General features: G+C 41.1%; 19 protein-coding genes and 1 tRNA gene. 10 read left to right on the top strand and 10 right to left on the bottom strand.

Features of this window, described 5'->3' with window-relative positions; all coding sequences use genetic code 11:
• Nucleotides 1-262 precede the first annotated feature (262 nt).
• Both GJB62_RS16460 and GJB62_RS16465 read right to left on the bottom strand, forming a co-directional pair.
• Nucleotides 263-691, bottom strand: a complete 429-nt coding sequence (locus GJB62_RS16460) for a hypothetical protein (RefSeq protein ID WP_114081358.1) — start codon at nt 689-691, stop codon at nt 263-265.
• A 39-nt stretch (nt 692-730) separates the two neighbouring features.
• Nucleotides 731-2,539, bottom strand: a complete 1,809-nt coding sequence (locus tag GJB62_RS16465; RefSeq protein WP_114081357.1) for an ABC transporter ATP-binding protein — start codon at nt 2,537-2,539, stop codon at nt 731-733.
• A gap of 370 nt (nt 2,540-2,909) precedes the next feature.
• Between GJB62_RS16465 and GJB62_RS16470 the strand changes: the two genes are divergently transcribed.
• From GJB62_RS16470 to GJB62_RS16505, 8 genes are all read left to right on the top strand, one after another.
• The gene (locus GJB62_RS16470; protein ID WP_114081356.1) at nt 2,910-4,598 is read left to right on the top strand and encodes a SulP family inorganic anion transporter; all 1,689 of its coding nucleotides are present in this window, start codon (nt 2,910-2,912) and stop codon (nt 4,596-4,598) included.
• A gap of 243 nt (nt 4,599-4,841) precedes the next feature.
• Entirely contained in the window at nt 4,842-6,149 is a 1,308-nt protein-coding gene (locus GJB62_RS16475; protein WP_114081355.1) for an Nramp family divalent metal transporter, read from the top strand.
• Between the two features lie 58 nt (nt 6,150-6,207).
• The gene (rbsK, locus tag GJB62_RS16480; protein WP_114081354.1) at nt 6,208-7,140 is read left to right on the top strand and encodes a ribokinase; all 933 of its coding nucleotides are present in this window, start codon (nt 6,208-6,210) and stop codon (nt 7,138-7,140) included.
• Nucleotides 7,141-7,442: 302 nt separating this feature from the next.
• On the top strand, nt 7,443-8,498 hold the full coding sequence (locus GJB62_RS16485; protein WP_114081353.1) for a glutathione S-transferase family protein: 1,056 nt from the start codon (nt 7,443-7,445) through the stop codon (nt 8,496-8,498).
• Nucleotides 8,499-8,551: 53 nt separating this feature from the next.
• A complete protein-coding gene (locus tag GJB62_RS16490; protein ID WP_114081352.1) occupies nt 8,552-9,436 on the top strand; it encodes an aspartoacylase in 885 nt (294 codons plus the stop codon).
• A gap of 225 nt (nt 9,437-9,661) precedes the next feature.
• Complete coding sequence (locus GJB62_RS16495) at nt 9,662-10,645, top strand: polysaccharide deacetylase family protein (protein WP_114081351.1); 984 nt, start codon at nt 9,662-9,664, stop codon at nt 10,643-10,645.
• A gap of 161 nt (nt 10,646-10,806) precedes the next feature.
• On the top strand, nt 10,807-11,046 hold the full coding sequence (locus tag GJB62_RS16500; protein ID WP_114081350.1) for a hypothetical protein: 240 nt from the start codon (nt 10,807-10,809) through the stop codon (nt 11,044-11,046).
• Between the two features lie 244 nt (nt 11,047-11,290).
• Nucleotides 11,291-12,889, top strand: coding sequence for an Hsp70 family protein (locus GJB62_RS16505; protein WP_114081349.1), 1,599 nt, complete (start codon nt 11,291-11,293; stop codon nt 12,887-12,889).
• 163 nt (nt 12,890-13,052) lie between these two features.
• Here the strand turns inward: GJB62_RS16505 and GJB62_RS16510 are convergent, their stop codons facing one another.
• From GJB62_RS16510 to GJB62_RS16535, 6 genes are all read right to left on the bottom strand, one after another.
• Complete coding sequence (locus GJB62_RS16510) at nt 13,053-13,550, bottom strand: hypothetical protein (protein WP_114081348.1); 498 nt, start codon at nt 13,548-13,550, stop codon at nt 13,053-13,055.
• Between the two features lie 255 nt (nt 13,551-13,805).
• On the bottom strand, nt 13,806-14,369 hold the full coding sequence (locus GJB62_RS16515) for a Uma2 family endonuclease (RefSeq protein ID WP_114081347.1): 564 nt from the start codon (nt 14,367-14,369) through the stop codon (nt 13,806-13,808).
• A 124-nt stretch (nt 14,370-14,493) separates the two neighbouring features.
• Complete coding sequence (locus GJB62_RS16520; RefSeq protein ID WP_114081346.1) at nt 14,494-15,057, bottom strand: L,D-transpeptidase; 564 nt, start codon at nt 15,055-15,057, stop codon at nt 14,494-14,496.
• A 531-nt stretch (nt 15,058-15,588) separates the two neighbouring features.
• Complete coding sequence (locus tag GJB62_RS16525; RefSeq protein WP_114081344.1) at nt 15,589-16,104, bottom strand: L,D-transpeptidase; 516 nt, start codon at nt 16,102-16,104, stop codon at nt 15,589-15,591.
• 112 nt (nt 16,105-16,216) lie between these two features.
• Nucleotides 16,217-16,849, bottom strand: coding sequence for a bifunctional 4-hydroxy-2-oxoglutarate aldolase/2-dehydro-3-deoxy-phosphogluconate aldolase (locus GJB62_RS16530; RefSeq protein WP_114081343.1), 633 nt, complete (start codon nt 16,847-16,849; stop codon nt 16,217-16,219).
• A 294-nt stretch (nt 16,850-17,143) separates the two neighbouring features.
• Nucleotides 17,144-17,216: transfer RNA gene (locus GJB62_RS16535), tRNA-Val, on the bottom strand.
• Between the two features lie 142 nt (nt 17,217-17,358).
• On the opposite strand from GJB62_RS16535, the gene GJB62_RS16540 reads away from it, so the two are divergent.
• Nucleotides 17,359-17,979 (top strand): metal-binding protein, encoded by a 621-nt coding sequence (locus tag GJB62_RS16540; RefSeq protein ID WP_114081342.1) that lies wholly within the window; start codon nt 17,359-17,361, stop codon nt 17,977-17,979.
• Between the two features lie 3 nt (nt 17,980-17,982).
• Nucleotides 17,983-18,804 (top strand): nucleoside triphosphate pyrophosphohydrolase, encoded by an 822-nt coding sequence (mazG, locus tag GJB62_RS16545; RefSeq protein WP_114081341.1) that lies wholly within the window; start codon nt 17,983-17,985, stop codon nt 18,802-18,804.
• 177 nt (nt 18,805-18,981) lie between these two features.
• Here mazG and GJB62_RS16550 read toward each other — a convergent pair whose 3' ends face one another.
• Together GJB62_RS16550 and GJB62_RS16555 are read right to left on the bottom strand one after the other, a co-directional pair.
• On the bottom strand, nt 18,982-20,049 hold the full coding sequence (locus tag GJB62_RS16550) for an NADH:flavin oxidoreductase/NADH oxidase (RefSeq protein WP_114081340.1): 1,068 nt from the start codon (nt 20,047-20,049) through the stop codon (nt 18,982-18,984).
• Nucleotides 20,050-20,606: 557 nt separating this feature from the next.
• Nucleotides 20,607-20,813 carry a hypothetical protein gene (locus GJB62_RS16555; protein ID WP_114081339.1) on the bottom strand — a complete coding sequence of 69 codons (207 nt, stop codon included), beginning with the start codon at nt 20,811-20,813 and terminating at the stop codon, nt 20,607-20,609.
• Nucleotides 20,814-21,700: the final 887 nt, after the last annotated feature.

Consider the following 21,700-nt stretch of genomic DNA (forward strand, 5'->3'; position numbering starts at 1 on the left):
GATAAATACCTGGAAATCCTTCTTTTTCTCTTATTTATTTTGCTAGTTCCTCATCATAGTTTATTTCCTTATAATAATTCAATCGTACATCGTCCATAGAACACTGCGGAATCCCTAACTTATGAGCAAGGAGTTTTCCAAGTGTGCTTTTACCTGTACTAATTGGCCCAATGAGAATAATATCTGAAATATTACGACTCATTTTAAAAAGCCTAAAGATTAGAAACAACTCATGCTATACAAATAAATAAGCCTTAGTTAGTTATAACTTCAACTCCTCCCTCATCCTCTCTTCCAGCACATCTAATAACCCATCTACATCCTTCCCAGCTTGCTCAAAACAAATCGGTGGTGCTGGTTCCGGTGCAAACTGAATTAACTTAATTTCACCTTTACCAATGCCAATCATCACAACTTCTATTTCCGGTTTGTGATTTTCAACAATTCCCAAAATTTCTTGCAGCCGATTATCAACTTTAATATTTAAATTCTCTATCTGTTCTTTCGGACAATAAACAAAATGCGGCGTTGGTTGCAAATCAATACCAACAGTACCCTGAGTGTCACCATTAGCTAACCACAATCCCCAAAAAAGCGCCGCTAATTCCTGCTGATTTGCTTTGACAAACCTATCCAACTGGACACGCCACTTGTTATCACCTGATTCTGGTTGATTATTGCCAAAAAACATAAATAATTCGTAATGAAGACACAAAACAATGGGCGAAACTTATCTCAAACCTGACTGTACACGCCAGAGGCTAGAATAAATTCCATCTTTCTCCAGCAATTGCTCATGGGTTCCCGACTCTACTAATTTCCCATGTTCCATGACATAAATGCAATCGGCATTGCGGATAGTGGAAAGACGATGAGCGATCGCAATTGTAGTTCTATCTACTGTAATCCGTTCTAGCGATCGCTGGATTGCCGCTTCTGTCTCATTATCCACTGCTGAGGTAGCTTCATCTAAAATCAGAATGGGGGGATTCTTTAAGACTGCGCGGGCGATCGCAATCCGTTGTCTTTGTCCACCAGATAACTTTTGTCCTCTTTCCCCCACAATTGTCTCATAACGTTGGGGCAAGTTAATAATAAATTCGTGCGCCTCGGCTATCTTCGCCGCCGTGATAATCTCTTGCTCTGTAGTCTCAAAGCTACCATAAGCAATATTCTCTGCTACAGTGCCATGAAATAGAAAGACATCTTGACTCACCAAACCAATACAGCGCCGTAAATCTTGCAAATTTAAACTTTGCAAATCAATACCATCGAGAGTAATGCTTCCAGTTTGCACTTCGTATAACCGCAACAAAAGTTTGACTAAAGTGCTTTTGCCAGAACCCGTTGAACCAACAATTGCAATGGTTTTCCCCGCCGGAATATCCAAAGACAGATTTTTAATTACTGGAAATCTATCTTTATAAGCAAAATAAACATTTTTAAATTGCACTTCACCGCGCACTTCATTCACAGGTAACGCCACATCACCTGTATGAATGGCGATAGGAGTATCTAACAAATTCATGACTCGATTAGTAGAAGCCATTGCCCGTTGATATTGGTCAAAAGTTTCGCCTAATCTAGTTAAAGGCCATAGCAATCGCTGGATTAAAAACACTAATACGCTATAAGTACCTACAGACATTTGTCCAGAAACTGCTGCCATCCCACCATATAATAGTAATGCCGTGAAACCTACCAAAATCAGCATCCGAATTAACGGTACAAAAGCAGCAGAAAGAGTAATCGCCTTGGCATTACTGCGGCGATAAGCGTCACTATCTAATTCCAAACGAGAGGCTTCATAAGTTTCGGCCGTGAAACTTTTAATGGTAGTTATTCCACTAATATTATTTGACAAACGCGAATTTAGGAAACCTACCTTTTCTCGGACATCAGCGTAGCGAGGTGCAAGCAGTCGTTGGTAAGCAAAAGAACCCCAAAGGATAAATGGCATTGGTGACAAAGCCATCCACGCTACACTAGGAGCCAAAATAAAGAAAGCAGCGCCAATAATTAGAACAGTTGCAGAAACTTGAATAATATCATTTGCTCCTCCATCCAAAAAACGCTCTAATTGGTTAATATCATCACTGAGGATAGACATTAAACCACCAGTGCTACGTTCTTCAAAATAAGCCAATTCCAACTCTTGCAAATGTTTATAGGCATCCAAACGCAAGTCATGCTGAATATTCTGAGCTAAATTTCGCCAAAGTCGAGCGTAGGCGTATTCAAAAACAGATTCTAGTATCCAAATGATGACAGTCAGGAAGGAAATAATCAAAAATTGTTGAAAAACATCGCGTACCCCTAACTGGGCAATTATAGAATCCTGCTGTTTAACGACTACATCCACTGCCACGCCAATTAAGCCGGGTGGTGCCAAGTCGAAAAATTTATTGAGGATAGAATAAGTAGTCGCTAGCCAAATTTGTTTACGATACTGATGTCCATACTCAAGCAAACGCTGGAGAGGCTGCGTTGAATGTTTACGCCTTCTTGATGCCCGATGAGATTTTAATCCAGTAGCCACGGCTTTTTGCGGTTTCGTGCAGTTGATATTACCACATAACAAAGTCTTGAGTCCTGAATCTGAAGATTGAAGACTTAATTCAGACAGACTGATGAGGCACTTAAACCCAGTCCTTTATAAAGGAATAGAATTGATCGAAATCTTATCCACCTCTGAGGTAGCTTCATCTAAAACCAAAATGGGTGGATTCTTCAAGACTGCACCCTACAAACTAATGACAATATAATTTTGACTTTTTTTCGAGATGTCTATAATAAAGGGGCTTTTACCCGTGGCTTTTTAAGATTTTGGGTATTATGCTTAATTTGCCGCATATCATATCACATCTATATGTGCAGCAAAAAATTGTCTATAAGAGTTAAAACTGAATATGGCAATCTCTAATATCCTCGAAGAACCACAGCTTTTACGTCTGAATCGCTGGTTTAGTGGACTGCGTGGCGATTTGACGGGTGGACTAACAGCAGCAGTGGTAGCATTGCCTTTGGCTTTAGCCTTTGCAGTAGCGAGTGGTGTAGAACCAAAAGCGGGACTTTATACCGCTATTGTGGCGGGAATTGTCGCGGCAATTTTTGGCGGTTCGCCAGTACAGATTACAGGGCCGACAGGTGCAATGGCTGTGGTTCTGGTGGGAATTGTCGCCAAGTACGGCCTTGAGAAAGTTTGGATTGCTGGGGTAATGGCTGGAATTATCCAGATTGCCTTGGGAGTTGCCAAGCTTGGACAGCTAGTGAAGTTTATTCCCTATCCAGTGACGGCAGGCTTTACCAATGGGATTGCCGTGATTATATTTTGCGGTCAATTAAATAATTTCTTTGGTTTACAAATACCACGTAGTGAACACTTTTTGCCGGGACTTTGGCAAAGTTTAACTCATGTAGAAGCTCTAAATTGGGCTGCTGTTGGGTTAGCAATTGTGGTAATGGCAGCCAACATTTTATGGCCCAGGATTAATAGGACAATACCGGGTTCTTTAGTGGGGTTGGTATTGGCAACGGGGATAGCAACTTATTTCCATCTGGATGTACCCACAATTGGCAGTATTCCACAATCTTTACCAATGCCTCAAGGTATTCCCCACTGGAATGATTTTAGTGTGATTCGAGAACTGATTAATCCGGCTTTGGCTTTGGCTGCACTGGGAAGTATTGAATCGTTACTGTCGGCGGTAGTGGCTGATGGGATGACAGTGAGCGAAAAACACAATAGCGATCGCGAATTAATTGGTCAAGGATTGGCAAATATTATTATCCCATTTTTTGGTGGTATTCCCGCAACAGGTGCGATCGCTCGAACTGCTGTCAATGTCCGTTCTGGCGGCAAAACCCGACTATCTGGGGTAATTCACGGCGTTGCTTTAGCCATTATTGTTTTGACTTTAGCACCCCTAGCAGCACAGATTCCCTTAGCAGCACTAGCTGGCATTCTCATGGTAGTTAGTGTACGGATGATTGAGTGGGAAGCCATTGGTTTATTGATGCGTGCTACCTACTCCGACTTTGCGGTGATGATTCTCACCTGGCTAGTAACAATTTTGTTTGATTTAGTTCTCGCTGTAGAAGTAGGATTGATTGCAGCCGGAGCATTGTTCATCAAACGGATGAGCGATTTAAGCCTAGTTAAAATACCTGAAACCGAAGTATTTCCCCCTGGTACTCCTCTGGAATTAGGTAAGGAAATTGCAGTTTATCGCGTAGATGGCCCCGTATTTTTTGGTGCTGCTGAACGCTTTGCTACCTTCCTCCGCGATGAACCGGAAGTGAAGTATTTAATTCTCCGGTTGCGCTTTGTACCAAATATGGACACAACTGGGTTAGTAGCTTTAGAAGATATTTACCATGACTTGGAACGGCACAATTGCCGCTTAATTCTCACAGGTTTACAACCCGAAGTCAAACAACTATTAGAACGAACAGGGTTGTTAAAAACAATTGGCTTATCAAATTGTTTTGAAACAACAACAGATGCGATTTGCTCTATCTCTCCTCAGATTCGAGAATGTTCTCAGCCTGTAGCAGCTGATTTGAAAACAAAAGAATTGATGGAATTAAATGACTGATATTATTTATGTTTGAAGATGCCTCTATAAGCCTGTAGAGGCAATTCATGTAGACGCGGAGCATACTCTACGAGTTCTTCAACGGATTACCCGCAGAGTATTGCCCCTACATGAATAAGGCGCAGGATCGCATGGAATGGGTATAACCAAAATGTATTGATCTATACTCACCTAAAGGTTGATATTTATTCTATATTTCATGAGATTATGAAAAGAATATGAGAATATTTAACGACAAAGTAAATGACTCCCCCAGAAAATAAACCTAGCTTACCAGAGGTTCACCGTAGTATTGGAGTTCCTAACAGCAGCAGCTTTTGGCGCAAGATGATGGCTTATACAGGGCCGGGGTATCTGGTTTCAGTCGGATACATTGATCCTGGAAATTGGGCAACAGACATCGCTGGGGGTTCAAGGTTTGGGTACACTCTATTAACAGTGATTTTGCTGTCGAACCTGATGGCAATATTACTCCAATCACTATGTGTACGTTTGGGAGTTGCTACAGGGCGAGATTTAGCACAAGCTTGTCGGGACTATTTCAGCCGAAGGGTAAGCTTTTGTTTATGGGTACTGTGTGAAATTGCGATCGCAGCTTGTGATTTGGCAGAACTACTCGGAAGTGCGATCGCACTGCAACTTTTATTCGGTATTCCCTTAGTATGGGGTGTTTGCATCACAGCATTAGATGTACTGCTATTGTTATTTCTGCAACATAAAGGCTTTCGCTATACAGAAGCCCTGGTAATAATGCTGGTAGGAACAGTAGGCATCTGTTTTACAGCTGAAATTCTATTTTCTCGCCCTGATATGGGGGGTATTTTATTGGGATATGTGCCCAAGAAAGAGATTTTATACAATCCAGAAATGCTCTATATTGCTATTGGTATTTTAGGGGCGACAGTGATGCCTCACAACTTATATTTACACTCCTCAATTGTACAAACCCGTAGTTGGCAGCCTAATACTGAAAAAAGATGGGAAGCAATTAAGTTTGGTACAATTGATTCAACTTTTGCTTTATCCTTAGCACTATTTATCAACTCAGCAATTTTAATTGTGTCTGCTGCAACATTTCATTTTTCTGGTAATCAGGATGTGGCAGAAATTCAAGATGCTTATAAATTACTTTCACCATTGTTAGGAGTTAGTGCTGCCAGTGCTATTTTTGGCATTGCTTTACTTGCTTCTGGACAAAGTTCAACGCTAACTGCAACTTTGGCAGGACAAATTGTTATGGAAGGCTTTTTGCAATTTCGCTTTCCATCTTGGTTACGCCGTTTAATAACTCGTCTACTTGCAATCATTCCAGCCTTAATTACTATCATTGTTTTTGGTGAGAATAGTACAAGCAGTTTGATAGTTTTCAGCCAAGTTATCCTCAGCTTACAGTTACCATTTGCAGTGATTCCATTGGTGATGTTTACGAGTAATCGCCGCTTGATGGGTGAGTTTGTAAATCCCTTATGGTTGAAATCGTTAGCTTGGTTAGTTGCTATTGTTATCGTAGGTTTAAATGTTTGGTTGCTATTACAAAGTATTTTGGGATGATTGTTATCAAGTAACAGTTAAAATGAAATAACAGATTGACTTTAAAATATCAACAAAAATGAGTATTATCGTCTTCGGCAGCATAAATATAGATTTGGTAGCAACAACACCCCGATTGCCAGTCCCAGGAGAAACGTTGCTAGGAGAAAAATTTTTTAAAGTTTCGGGAGGTAAAGGAGCAAATCAAGCTGTAGCATTAGCAAAACTTGGAATTCCTACCCAAATGGTGGGGCGTGTCGGTGCAGATGATTTTGGTGTGGAACTTGTCAACAATTTGCAATCATCTGGTGTGCAGATTGATAATATTTTTGTGGATGAAACTGTTAGTTCTGGAGTTGCTATTATCGCCGTCAATCATGCTGGGGAAAATCAAATTATTGTAATTCCTGGTGCAAATGGGCGTGTAAATCAAGACGATGTAGAACGATTGTCGCAGTTATTACCAGAAGCGACAGCACTACTTTTACAATTAGAAATTCCGATTACTGCGGTGGTTGCAGCCGCTAAAGCAGCAAAAAAAAGCAAAATCAGGGTAATTCTCGATCCAGCACCCGCACAATCTGATTTCCCAGATGAACTTTACCCCTTAGTGGACATTATTACACCGAATGAAGTTGAAGCCTCGCAGCTAGTGGGTTTTCCTGTAGATGGAGAAGAACAAGCGGCAAAAGCAGCCGAAGTTTTATTACAACGGGGTGTGAAATGTGCGATCGTTAAACTGGGTGCTAAAGGTGTTTTTTGTGCCACTCCTGAGGAAAAGTTTTTTGTCCCCGCGTTTCTGGTTCATGCAGTTGACACAGTAGCAGCTGGCGATGCTTTTAATGGTGGCTTAACGGCGGCACTTTTTGCAGGACTTTCTTTACATCAAGCAGTTGTTTGGGGTGCAGCAGCAGGTGCTTTAGCGACGGCAAAATCAGGCGCACAAACTTCACTACCCGATAGGTTTACATTTGATGCGTTTCTTAGAGAAAAGGCATCTGTCAGAGATTAAGTTAAGTCAGCGTAAATAATTTATGACTAGATTTTAAATACTATTACTTCTTAAGATTAAACTTGAAATTTATGCTTTGATGTGATACAAGGTACGTTAGGTAAAAAATCAAAATATCGCTAAATCCTCATTAAGCCTTTTAGTCAATTAATTGGCAATTTCTTACAGCAGATACAGATATTAAAGTTTGGAAAGTAAGCAGTCTTTTAGAAAAGCAATACCTCCTTGGTTATAGATGTAGCAAAGCGATCGCAAGTTTGATACGATTAGCTTGTAAGAATTCCCAAAGCAAGATTGTCACCATGAGCAACTCGACTCCGATGGATGACGAAAAAAATCTCCCTAAGAAAAAGGGCAGGACACTCCCTCCGAAGCTCATCATCTGGCTGGGAAAGTTTGTCTGGACGACTATGTGGCAGATAATGATGTCAAAGCTTGCTCCTAGTAATCAGTCGGGAGCATATATTCGTCCTAATAGCCAGTTTCGCAAGTTCATTGGTACAGAAGAAGGAAATCCACACCCACCAGCAGCAGGACGCTACAAACTATATGTTGGGTTGGGTTGTCCTTGGGCGCATCGAACCCTGGTTGTGCGATCGCTCAAAAAACTCGAAGCGGTAATATCAGTATGTATTGTCTCTCCTTCTCCCATTGAAGGCGGTTGGATATTCAACGAAGAAGAAGAAGGTTGTCGTACACTAGCTGAATTTTATCAACTGGCAGAACCTGGTTACAGTGGACGCTCAACAGTTCCAATTTTATGGGACAACCAAACAAAAACTATTGTTAATAATGAGAGTTCAGAGATTATCGTCATGCTGAACTCGGAATTTAACGAGTTCGCCAACAATCCCACACTGAATCTTTACCCAGAAGCACTTAAAGAGAAAATTGACTGGTGGAATGAGAAAATTTATCACGCGGTAAATAACGGTGTGTATCGCTGCGGTTTTGCCCAAACCCAAGAAGCATACAATCAAGCCTGTAATGAACTGTTTGCGACTCTCGATGAGATTGACATTGCATTGCAAACTAGTCGATATCTGTGTGGAGACAATCTCACGCTTGCAGATGTCCGTTTATTCACGACGTTGTTTAGGTTTGATAGTGCCTACTACGGGTTGTTTAAGTGTAATAGACAGCGAATTCGAGACTATCACAACTTAGGAGCTTACTTACGCGATTTATATCAGCTTCCCGGTGTAGCTGATACCTGCGATGTCGAGAGTGTGAAGCGAGACTACTACGGGAACCTCTTCCCACTCAACCCCGGTGGGATTATTCCTGATGGGCCTGATATGTCTTATCTTTATGAACCATCGGGGCGCGATCGCATCGGCACACTGAATGCTTCATAATGTACATTGAGAACTGATACCTCGATGGCTGCACGTCTGGAGTTGGTGTAATTGTGAACCAGATTAATCGAGTTGCAATTGTTGGTGGAACTCATGGCAATGAGTTTACTGGGGCCTATTTAATCCAAAAATTTGCTCAATTTCCCGACTTGATTACTAGACAAAGTTTTGAGACAATTACTTTGCTAGCAAATCCTAACGCTTTTGCCGCCGGGAGGCGATATGTAGAGAAGGATTTAAATCGCTGTTTTCTTCAGCAAGATTTACAAGATCCAACTCTTAACAGTTACGAAGAATTGCAAGCTAAATCAATTCAAAACACTCTAGGATCAAACAGAAATAAACAAGCAGATTTTATCTTAGACTTACACAGCAGTACTGCTAACATGGGTCTGACAATTATTTTGGTAAACAGTCATCCATTAAACTTGCAATTGGCTGCTTATCTCAGTCAGATTAGCCCTTTGGTGAGGATTTATCGCTGCTCTTTTAAATCAATTGCAGAAAATCCATTTGTAAATTCCCTGTGCGAATTAGGCTTTGCGATCGAGGTTGGTCCTATTGCCCAGGGTATATTAAAAGCGACGTTGTTCCAACAAACAGAAGAACTTGTTTATGCGGTTCTCGACTATCTAGAACAGTTTAATGAAGGTAAAATTTCATCAACTAATGAAACGTTGATTCTCTATGACCATTTATCAGTTGTGGACTATCCAAAACAACAGGATGGGAAAATCTTTGCGATGATTCATCCAGAGCTTCAGGACAAGGATTACCAAGCCTTGAACCCAGGAGATCCAATATTTATAACCTTTGATGATAAAACAATTGTTTATGAGGATGAATCTACCGTTTGGCCGATTTTTATTAATGAGGCAGCTTACTACGAAAAGGGAATTGCAATGTGTTTCACTCAAAAACAGCAAATCAATATCTAGTAAGATGTTTAAAATTTTTTGTATAATCGCTTTTTATTGAAAGTAATGATATAAATTGAGCATCATAATCTAGAAAATATGCTGATCTAATTTATAATCTCTGTAGCTGGTACGATGTCTAATAGCGCGTCGTAGTCACTTCTAAGGAATAAAGTTGCAGGTTATTAAATCTGTTTTCCTAAAACTTAATTTACGCTTAAAATTATCCAAATACTTAAACTTATAATGAAAACGAAGCAACGAGGAAACAAACCAATAGCCAGTCTTTCTTTAGACTTGGATAATGTTTGGTCTTTTCTAAAAAATCAGGGCGCTCCTGGTTGGGAGACTTTTCCCTCTTACTTAGATATTGCAGTCCCTCGTTTCTTAGATATTTTTCAGCAGTGGAATGTGACAATCACGGTCTTCATTGTGGGTCAGGATGCCGCCCTGGAAAAGAATACCAAGGCATTACAAGCGATCGCTAACGCTGGTCACGAAATAGGTAATCATTCATTTTACCACGATCCTTGGCTACATCTATATTCAGAGGATGAAATTGAACAAGAAGTGGCGTTGGCCGAACAACATATCAAGCGCGTTACTCATCAACATCCTATCGGTTTTCGGGGGCCTGGATACAGTTTTTCGCCTGCGGTATTGAAAGTCCTAGCACGACGGGGATACGAATATGATGCTTCAACTTTTCCCACGTTTTTGGGGCCCATAGCACGAGCTTATTATTTAATGACCTGTAAACTGAGCAAGGAAGAACGCAAGAAACGCGAAGCCTTGTTTGGCGGTTTCAAAGACGGTTTGCAGCCTTTAAAACCTTACCAGTGGAAGATGGGTAAGGATAAATTGACTGAAATTCCCGTTACCACCATGCCAATTTTCAAGGTGCCAATTCACTTCAGTTACATAATGTATATAAGTACATTTTCTTCTGAAGCTGCCTTACTATATCTCCGAATTGCCTTATGGCTGTGTAAACTTACACGTGTGCAGCCTTCTTTGCTATTCCATCCTACAGACTTTGTAAGTCAAGAGGATGTGCCAGAGTTATCATTCTTCCCTGGAATGAGTCTCCCCACCTACAAGAAGCTGGCAATAGTGAACAAAAGTTTGGAAATTATATCCAGTCAGTTCAAGGTTCTGACTGTTGGGCAACATGCCAAATCCGTAGCTGATGCCCATAAAATACCAGTATTAGTGCCTCAGAAGAGGTAAAAATATAATTTATGCGATTGATTCAATCCAATTTGTATCCTTAATAAAGGTAAAATCAACTTTTACCTGTTTCGCTTTTGAAACCAGCTGACATTTGCTGGCAAGTATGTGTAAAGTAATTGAAAGTAAATTACTATCTCTAATCTTTAGCACATCTATCTATGGTTAGAAAAACTCAACGCCTTTTGCTGCTAGTTGTTTGCTGTAGTATAACTGGTGTAATTTTGGGAGGTACTGCTGCTTGGGCAGAAAGTAATCTCTGTTTGGAAGACAGTAAAGTTACAAGCGACTGTCTAACTCAAGATCCGATCCAAAAAACTATCCAAGGAATGAGTACCGGATTGTTAGCTGGGGCTGGGGCCGCTTGCGGTGCAGTATGGCAGTTAAGGCATGAAGATTGAGTTAGGAGTACAGACGCGATTAATCGCGTCTGTACAAGAGTTAGGTCGTGAAAGTGGTTGTAGCTACGCAAAAAATGATTTATTATATGCCAAATCATTTTTTGCGTAGCTTCCTGCCGCAGGCATCGTCTCCTTAATTTCTCAAACGACCGTTGGATTATCAATTGCATTGTTGATGGCTTATAGAGAATAATCACAGATAAAGCAGCTTTAGCCTCTTCGTGCGAGATAATAAATATAAAATATGGCGATCGCAATCGATTTTGGTACTAGCAACACAGTCATTGCTCGTTGGAACCCCGTAACCCAACAGCCAGAAACCCTGACTCTACCAGGTTTATCAATTAAACAAAGTCTCAATCCGCCACTGATTCCCAGCTTGGTTTATGTTGAAGACGCAACCAAAAATAAAGTATTAGTCGGGCAACAAGTACGCGATCGCGGTCTTGACCTCAAAGGCGAAACGCGATTTTTCCGCAGCTTCAAGCGGGGTATTGGTGCAGATATCCAAGGTTTCTTACCCGAATTAGATGGGCAAATTGTCACCTTTGAACAAGTAGGACAATGGTTCCTCACCAAAGTAATTGAAGAACTAGCGCCCCTACAAGGTGGGTTAGATTCTCTCGTGTTAACTGTACCCGTAGACAGTTTTGAAGCTTATCGTCACTGGCTGGGGAAAGTTTGTCAATCCCTTCCTGTCGAACAGGTGCGGATGCTGGATGAACCCACAGCCGCCGCCTTGGGTTATGGCTTGGCAGATCAAGAAATTCTTTTGGTAATTGACTTCGGCGGTGGAACTTTAGATTTGTCCCTTGTCCGGTTGGATCAAGGCGTGCAAGCAACTACAAAGCCGTTGGGATTTCTCCTCAAGTGGGGTAATAAGTCTCTGGCTGAAAATTCAAAACAAAAAGTTAAAACAGCCCGTGTCCTGGCGAAAGCTGGGCAAAATCTGGGTGGTACTGATATTGATAATTGGTTGGTAGATTACTTTGCCAAAACTCAAGAGTTGGCGGTAAGTCCCTTGACAACACGATTGGCAGAACGAGTAAAAATTCAGCTATCAACCCAAAACCAAGCTAGTGAAGTTTATTTTGATGATGAAACATTTGAAAGTTATGAATTGGAATTAAACCGCGACACTTTCGATAATATCCTCAAAGAACACGCATTTTTTGAGTTATTGGATGAGTCGATGACGACACTGTTGCAGCAAGCAAAGCGCCAAGGGATAGAACTTCCTGATATTAATGCCGTTTTGTTAGTTGGGGGAACAGTGCAATTAACAGCAGTGCAGACATGGATAAAACAGTATTTTGAGCCAGAAAAAATCCGTTGCGAACGTCCATTTGAAGCGATCGCTCAAGGTGCATTACAGTTAGCTCAAGGTATACAAATCAAAGACTTTCTGTATCATAGTTATGGTATCCGCTACTGGGATCGCCGCAATCAGCGCCACAAATGGCATTCTTTAATTAAAGCTGGACAAGCATATCCAATGAGTCAGCCAGTGGAATTAGTCTTAGGCGCTTCTTTGGAAAATCAACCCAGCATTGAACTAATTATGGGAGAATTGGGAGCAGATACGGGTAGTACCGAAGTTTATTTTGATGGCGATCGCTTAATTACTCGCCGTATGGAAAATACTGAAACCAGCGTCAAGCCTCTCAACGATCAAGAAGGTGCGAGGACAATTGCCCAACTGACACCACCTGGATATCCTGGAAGCGATCGCATCAAAATTCTCTTTCAAGTTGATGAGCAACGCTTTTTGCGAATCACCGTTGAAGATTTATTAACGAATGACACGCTTTTGGAAAATCAACTTGTGGCACAGTTGAGTTAGATATAGGCTCACAGCTACGCCTAATATACGGCAAATCAGCAGAGGTGATCGCTTCCTTAGCTACTACACATACTCGAACGCCACACCCTCTAAATTAACCGCTACATATAAAACAACCCCTACTGGAGACAATCAGTGGAGGTTGTTGTTTAGGATGTGTCAACTAAGCCGTTTCTACAATATCCGTGTCAAACCTTTGTCCTGTTTCTGCGTCAACAACGATAGTTATTGATGACTTTTTGGATTTAAAATACTGCCCGTTTTTTCGTGGCATATTTATACCTAATGGTGCATCTATTTCAGCTATCCATACTAAACGTTTTGGGTGAACTTGTAGATTTTCGATAATATCGCCACCACGTTGCTTTTTATTTTCTAGATACTCTGAGTATTTCGCTAACTTGATTTGTTTAAGCCTTAGATCCTTCTTGAGTTTACCAATAGCATTTTCTTTCTTAATTAATTGTGCCTCAGTTTTGCTGCTGTTATCAGGATACAAATAGTTAGGCGCGGATTTTGATTTAGTTTCAACTTCACCTGGTTTATCTAATTCTGGTGGACGTTGGTTTTGTTTCGGTTCTTGCTGGTTAGCTGTTGCAGGATATGCTAATCCCAAACCCAAACACGCAACGAGTGCAATCGCGCTAAGTACTTTTTTCAAAAATTTTGTAAGCTGAATAACGAATAATCATTATAAGCTTAAAAATCTGCTTTTAGTGCTTTTAGTTACTCACCAACTAAATGCATAATGGCTTTGTAGCAATTATCGGTTCAGTAAATCTTATTTCTCAAATTATGAGTGGAAAACAAGCAATTACTCAGGAGACGGCTAAGGTATTAGGGTAATTTTTTTACATTGATATTAATTTATTTAAGAATTAGATTATCACACCTTTTCATTCCAGGCGAGTTATTTCTAACTATCCATCTTTAACCATCCAAAAACTTGATTGACGGTTAGTGCAAGTTGAATTTCTGGTAATACAGGCAAAAAATCTTCTCCCTGGAGTAATACTGGTTGTTGGCCCGAACGGAAAACTAAAATTGAGCGATCTGTTGGATCAATTAACCACCCTAATCGGCAACCATGTTGTAAGCAGTAAAGAATGTTGCCAATTACTCGGTTTGAACTCTGTTCTGGAGAGAGTATTTCAATTGTCCAATCTGGCCACAACAAAAAATCGTTGGGAACTTCCCCATCAACATCAAATGGAATTCGTGACCAGTTAAAAACCGCTACATCAGGGACAATTGAGCGGATATCAAAGCTACAACGCAACTCTGGAAATGCATAAGCAATTTTTTGGCTTTCTGCTACTTCGTTAATAGTATTGCAGAGTCTTAGCTGCAATCGACTATGCTTCCCTTTCGGCATTGGCTTAGGAATAATCTCACCCTTAATATATTCACTTGCAGGCTTTGTTTCTGGGAGCCTCAGAAACTCATCCAGGGTAAGTAGTTTAGTAGTTGGGTAGCTCATAGCTCCTAAATACTTCGAAGATGTGTTCTTAGTTTAGCAATATGTATAGACAGGTGCTTAACTCGTGAACGCACCCGTCCATATATCAAAGGCAGAATTGCAACTCTTAATTACAAATTAACAATTATTTATGCACCACTACTAAAGTCCCATAGCTAGCCCAATTGTAAACATTGCGTGCTTGCTTAACAGGTAAATTTACGCAACCGTGGCTGACTGGAGTGCCAAAACGATTATGCCAGTAAGCACCGTGGATAGCGTAGCCTCTGTAAAAATACATTGTGTAAGGAACGTCAGGAATATTGTAGCCCCTGCCTCGCATCCGGTGAGTGCGATACTTAGAATTAATCCGAAATCTACCTATGGGTGTGGGAGTCGATCGCTTCCCTCCAGAAATACGGTATGAATAAACAAGTTTTTTACCTTCCCATGCACGTAACCGTTGTTCTGACAGGTCAATTTCAATCAAGCGAGGTTGGGATGTTTGGCTGATATTAGACTCAGTGATGCCATTTTCATCTACTGACGCACCGATCGCTGTATCAGAGTGGCGATGCTTACAGCAACCCGAAGCGGGAACGCCTGCTAACGGTGCTGACCAAGAAAATAAAGCCACTACCATCAGCGCTACGCCTGTACAAAAAGTTTTGGAAAAACGAATTCCACCACTACGAATCCAGGATTGCATTATGCCTCACCTTCTAAAGTACGCAAAAATTATGAAGTGAAGTAATTTTCTGGAAACTACAAATTTCCAGGGTGATTACTAATTTGCTGTGAAGGATTTACGCAATTCATCCGCTAATGCTTTTCCAAACCAGTTTTAAACTAATCCGCATTTAATTAGTCATTGGTCATTTGTCATTCATTAATGACTAATAACAACTTTTACAATAAAAATCTGTAATTTAAATGCGTCAATGCAAATTTTCCCCGCATTAATATTTGCATTTGTAGTTTCACACAGTAATTGTCAGGATTTACGCTTATTTCTTTGGGGCAAACTGGATAATACCAAATTTAGGAAAGGACTTTTAGTCCTAAATACCAAATCTAAAATCCAAAATTGGTCTGAATACCCTCTTATATATTTTATTTCAAATTCAGTAATTCCGACTCCGAAGATTCCCAGCATAAAATCTTGCTGGGAATCACTTAATTGTCTTGATTTGTTGTTATTTATGATTTTACCTAAATTGCCTTCTGACTGCTTCACCTACTATTTTTGGATGACTACTGGTGTCCCTACCGATGCCCACTCAAATAGCCATTTAGCGTGTTTAGGTGCAAGATTCACGCAGCCGTGGCTCACTGGCGTGCCAAACCTTTTATGCCAGTAAGCCCCGTGAATACCGTAATTCCCTTGATAAAACATCGCATGAGGAACGTTAGGAACATTGTAATTTTCTCCCCGCATCCGTGTAGTTTTGAATTTGGATTGAATTTTAAATGTACCAACAAGAGTGGGAGTTGCTTTTTTTCCCGAGGAAATAGCACTTCCATAAACCACTCTGTCACCTTCCCAAGCTATTAATCGTTGCTTTGAAAGGTCAATTTGAATCCAGCGTTGCTCTGATTGTTGTAATGTCTGGATTTTTTGGGCAATTACTTGATCTTTGGAATTTGCCCAAACTTCACTCGTTCCAGTAGTAGTAAAAACACTTAAAGACAGTGCTGTACCAGTAAGCAGTATTTTTAAGCGATGCACCCAGTCAGGATAAATCAGTTTTTTCATTTTAGATACACTCACACTCAAATCATGAAGTCTTGAGAAACTTATCAGGTTTCACTTTTATTCCCTATCTATTACTTTAATAGACGTGAATTTTTGATGATTTGATTCTAATTTAACCTAACTGTTGTATGAGGTTTTTTGCCCTAGATGCGATCGCTTGCCAATTTCCCTCTGTGACAAGCTTTTTGGGAAATAATTCACCGCTCAAACCGACAGCGATCGCTCCGGCTTGCAAAAATTCTTTAGCATTTTCCAGAGTGACACCGCCTGTAGGAATTAAGGGAATCTGACTTAGTGGCCCTTGCAAACTTTTAATGTAATCAGCCCCTCCCAATGCTTGTACGGGAAACACTTTTACACAACTAGCGCCCTGACTCCAAGCGGTAACAATTTCTGTAGGAGTCAACGCTCCTGGGATGATAGGTATATCTTTTTCTTGTGCTGCTTGAATCATTGCTGAGTCAACATGGGGTGTGAAGAGGAATTGGGCCCCAGATGCGATCGCTTCTTGTAGCTGTTGCACATTGAATAACGTACCTGTGCCGATAGTATAAGTGGGTAATTCTGAGCGTAGTTGACTGATTAATTCTCCAGCGCGATCGCTATTCCAGGTAATCTCAATCAGCTGCATTCCCCCAGATGCTACAGCCATTGCCATTTCCTGTCCCACTTCAAGTTTAGGGGCGCGGATAACTGCGATCGCACGATGTTTTTGCAATTGTGATAACCAAATTTCATTAGGCATTTTGACTGGGAATTAGGAATTAAGGACATTCCAGTAAGGTGTTTTAGCGCGACAGCGTAACGCACCTGTTATCTGTAGGCGGCGCATTAGGCTTAACTCCGTAACTACTGGATAATTTATTTTCTGGAAGTCCCATAAGTCCAATACAGACCTAACCCTATCTGCAAGAGCAAGTACTCTCTATTCTGAAGATATGCAAGATGGGTTAATAGTAGCTAGCTAATTAAGAATTGTGAATCTTTTAAAAAAGGCTAGAAACTGCATCTAAGCTGTCTCTAGCCTTTATTTAATTAATGGGCAGTACCAGACTCGAACTGATGACATCCTGCTTGTAAGGCAGGCGCTCTACCAACTGAGCTAACCGCCCGCTTGACCAATCCTTAACTAATATAGCAGAGGATTTTGCATTGCGCTAGTAGTTTTGGGAAAATCTTTTTTTCTCTTATACTGGCTCAGTATTAAGTTACTCAGCACGGCTAAACGCCCCGCTATCGCTAACAGGATTCAGGATGCCCTCTGGTCGGACGCACGATCGCATTACTATGTATGCTCTGCCGTTGGTGGCGGGCATTACTTTCTGGCAGACTCGCAGTAGCAATGCAACTTTGTTGGTTGCAGGTGGGTTTCTATTTGGAGGGCTGATGTTTGGCCCCGATTTGGATATTTACTCTGTGCAATTTCAACGTTGGGGTTTCTTGCGCTGGATTTGGCTACCTTATCAAAAAAGTCTGCGGCATCGTTCTTTTTTATCCCACGGGCCGATTATTGGCACGATTCTGCGGATACTTTATCTAGGGTGTTTGCTAGCTATCTTGGCAATTTTGGTTTTGGCAATTGCCCAAAGATTATGGAATCTAAGTTTTACTTGGCAAGATTTGGGACAAACTGTGGGGCGATCGCTCCTGCAATATGATACTGAATATATCGCCCTGTTTTTAGGGTTGGAACTTGGTGCAATGAGCCATTCTCTGAGCGATTGGAGTGGTTCGGCATACAAGCGTGTGCGAAAGCAGGGGGTTCGGGGGTTGCTTCCTAGTGGCAAAATGAAGAAGCGGAAAGTTACAAGTCGCGGTACTCGTCGAGCTACAGTTACCAGAAAAAGCAACGGCAGAACGACAAAGGACAAATGACAAATGACAAATGACAAAGTTGAGACTTTGGCAGCTTTGCAGGAATTGATTGAGGTGGTGGCGAAATTGCGATCGCCTGATGGTGGTTGTCCGTGGGATTTGGCGCAAACTGCTGAAACGCTTACGCCTTATGTGATTGAAGAAGCTTATGAGGTGGTGGATGCAATTAAGAGTGGGGATCAGAAAGCGATCGCCGAAGAATTAGGCGATTTATTATTACAGGTGGTATTGCAAGCCCAAATCGCTAGCGAATCTGGACAATTTTCTCTCAAAGAAATAACTCAGGGGATTTCCCAAAAGTTGATTCGCCGTCATCCTCATGTGTTTGGTGATGTGTCAGTAGCCAGTGTGGATGAAGTGCGGCAAAATTGGGAACAAATCAAAGCGCAGGAAAAAGGCGAACCATCCCCAGACGCGCAAAAACTTAGTGCTAAACTCGGTCGTTATGGGCGTACCCTTCCCCCATTGACAGCAGCGATGAAGATTTCTCAAAAAGCTGCTGCCATTGGCTTTGAATGGGAAAATATTCAGGGCGTTTGGGATAAGTTTCATGAAGAATTGGGTGAATTTCAACAGGCTTTAGCTGAGGAAACACCAGCGCGACAACAAGCAGAATTAGGCGATTTACTTTTTGCAGTTATTCAGCTAGCCCGTTGGCATAATCTTGACCCTAGCGCTGGTTTGCAAGGTACAAATCAGCGATTTGTCCAGCGATTAGAAAAAATGGAGGCAGTTGTCGCTCGCCCCCTTTCTGATTACAGTTTGGATGAGTTAGAAAATTTGTGGCAACAGGCAAAAGCCCAACTTGCCAAAGAAGGCTTATAAATTAATTTCTAATTATCGAACAGAATTCAGGAGTCAGAATGAATTTTGTACGAAAAAGCAGATAGCGTACCACTCCGTGGAAGCAAGCTAAGCGCAGCGTCTCAAGCCCTAATTTTCAGCTAGGGGCAATTTATAAATTTCCCCTAGCGCCAAATAGTAAATTAAGTACAGGCGACATCATAGCCAAGCTCGATCGTATTGAACAGGCCAGAGTTTATCGTGTCCTAACTGTTTAGCTGCCAGATGCGGCCAGTAAGGATTGCGGAGTAGTTCACGTCCTAACAACACTATATCGGCTACTTCTGTGCGAATAATCTCGTCAGCGTGTTCAGGGGCTGTAATTAACCCTACGGCTCCTGTATGGATATTGGCTTCGCGGCGGATGCGTTCGGCAAACTGAGTCTGATAACCAGGTTGAATTGGGATCTTGACACCCGGTATAATCCCCCCTGATGAAGTATCAATGAGATCAACCCCTAGAGACTTAAGTTTGTCACTTAAAGCGATACTTTGCTCAATGTCCCAACCCCCATCTACCCAATCGGTAGCAGAAATACGTACCCAGAGTGGATTTGTCTGGGGCCAAACCTCTCGAACTGCTTGAACAACTTCTATGAGCAGACGAATCCGGTTTTCAAAGCTACCACCATAATCATCTTGCCGTTGGTTAGCCAGGGGTGAGAGAAACTGGTGGAGTAGATAACCGTGAGCAGCATGGATTTCCACTATCTTAAAACCAGCTTGCAGAGAACGTTTAGTACCTTGGACAAAGGCATCAATAACTTCCTGAATTCCCTCAAGACTTAGGGCTTCTGGAATTGGACTATCTTGGCTAAAAGCGATCGCACTACTCGAAACTAAGGGCCGCCAACCTTCCTGAGATTCATCCAGCGCTTTTCCTCCCTTACTGGGTTTGGCAGTGCTGGCCTTTCTACCTGCATGAGCAAGTTGAATCCCTGCAACAGCGCCAAAGTTATGAATCAATGCCACAGTTTTGGCTAAAGTTTCTATATGTGCATCTGACCAGATTCCCAAATCTTGTGGGCTAATGCGTCCACGCGGTTCTATAGCTGCTGCTTCTGTGAACACTATACCCGCACCGCCTACTGCACGAGAAGCTAAATGAATAACGTGCCAATCATTAGCATATCCATTCGTACTGGAATATTGACACATGGGTGAAACAGCAATGCGGTTGCGGAAGGTAACTTCACGAATCTTGAATGGTTCAAACAGATGTGCCATTAATTATTGATTCCTTCTCTTGCTAGGTAAAACAAATTGGGGAGATTTACAGGATGAACTCAATTTTGCATGAAATAGCTGGAGATATTATACGGAGGAGATTCTAGTAGAAAAAGTAGAGTAACCCAGGTAGCATGAAAGGCTGCAAATATTAGTGCAATGTTCAACACTGTTTCTCGTAATACAGGCGGTTCACGAAGGAGTTGCACAAGACTTATAAATCCTACCTGCTTAAGCTACGCTCCATATCAGCCAGTAGCGGCTGATTGTAGTAGACATTAGCCACTGCTAATCTTACGACAAGCCGCTTCTCTTCGAGATGCTTCTCTTGGAGAGGTTGCAAAAATGCGATCGCGTCTTTGCTAAAGTTACAACGGTACTTCGTTGCGTCAGCGAATTCTTATCAGTGGTCAGAGCAGTATGCTCTTTAGAACTCATTATGATGCACCAAAATATAGAATAGTCGCTTAATTACTTCTTGAATAACGATCTATGAGACGCGCAAAGAAGGCGGAATTTTTATATCGGAAGTGTTTCGTTGATGTTGAATTGGTGGTTTATTTTCGAAGTGGCGCAGCAGAAGCCTGATTAAGATTTTGATAAATCGGCTTATCATCAGACTCTTGCCTCTGCAATTCCCAGATATCACATCCTACTTCTTCTTGATCCACTAATAACTGTAGATTATCTGGTAATTTAGTTTTTTGCGAAATTGTCCAATTTTCTCCATATAAACATTCTCTTTCAATTTGTCCAGAAAACATAAGTTTACTCTCCAGTAATGTTACAGCTTAAGTTTAGTAAGTCCTAATTTCTGAAAGACGAAGCAATAAATTCTCATCTTTCATTTGCATTTAAAATACACGTACTATTTGTCCCTAATATTGTTTTTTAATAAAATTTTTCACTTGTGGATAGTTAAGTAGCTTGTTTAGCTTCTGAGTTTTGGGTTCCTTTTCTCGACCTAATTGGACTCCTTCACCGATTTAAGATTTTCCAGAAAAGACCGAGTGTGCTTAATAAAACTATATTTAATGCCACTAAATTGATTGTGAGTTCCTTGACAGTTTTATTCATAAAAGACCTTTTTTGAGATTGGAAACCCCAACCTCAAAAAAAATTAATTTAGGGTAATTAACTCATTAACACTCCTGACTTTTCAGGGCATCTGGAAAACCTCTCTCCTTTTAGGATAGAGATTTTGAATTTTCCTGCTTCCCGCGTCGGGAAGAGGGTTAGGTTTTTGGTGGACTTTTCACGTTATGTGGAAAAGTCAGGTAATAGAGGCTAAAAGTTTATTTGGCACTAAATTTTGAGTTTATTGGCTAACTCAGATAATTTACTGAATATACTACTAAAACTCGACCAATTTAAAGTAGTATGTACTTATGAGACTTACATAAATTGCGCTAAAAAACAAGAGTCTATTAAAATTTATTAATATTACTCATTCAGAGAGTTAAGTCTGTGGCGAAAACTTTCTAAAAAAAATAAAGAACAAGTATAATTTTTGTCCTCAATGGTTAAAACAACAGATTCTGCGTCGAATGCGTTATGGGATGTTTTAAAAGTCTCATTATGGGTATCAAAAGTTCTAGATGCCTCTAAATCCATGCCACCTGCTCATGGTGGAGACTCCCTTGGCGCTCAG

The sequence above is a fragment of the Nostoc sp. ATCC 53789 genome, from assembly GCF_009873495.1.
Taxonomy (GTDB): Bacteria; Cyanobacteriota; Cyanobacteriia; order Cyanobacteriales; family Nostocaceae; genus Nostoc; species Nostoc muscorum_A.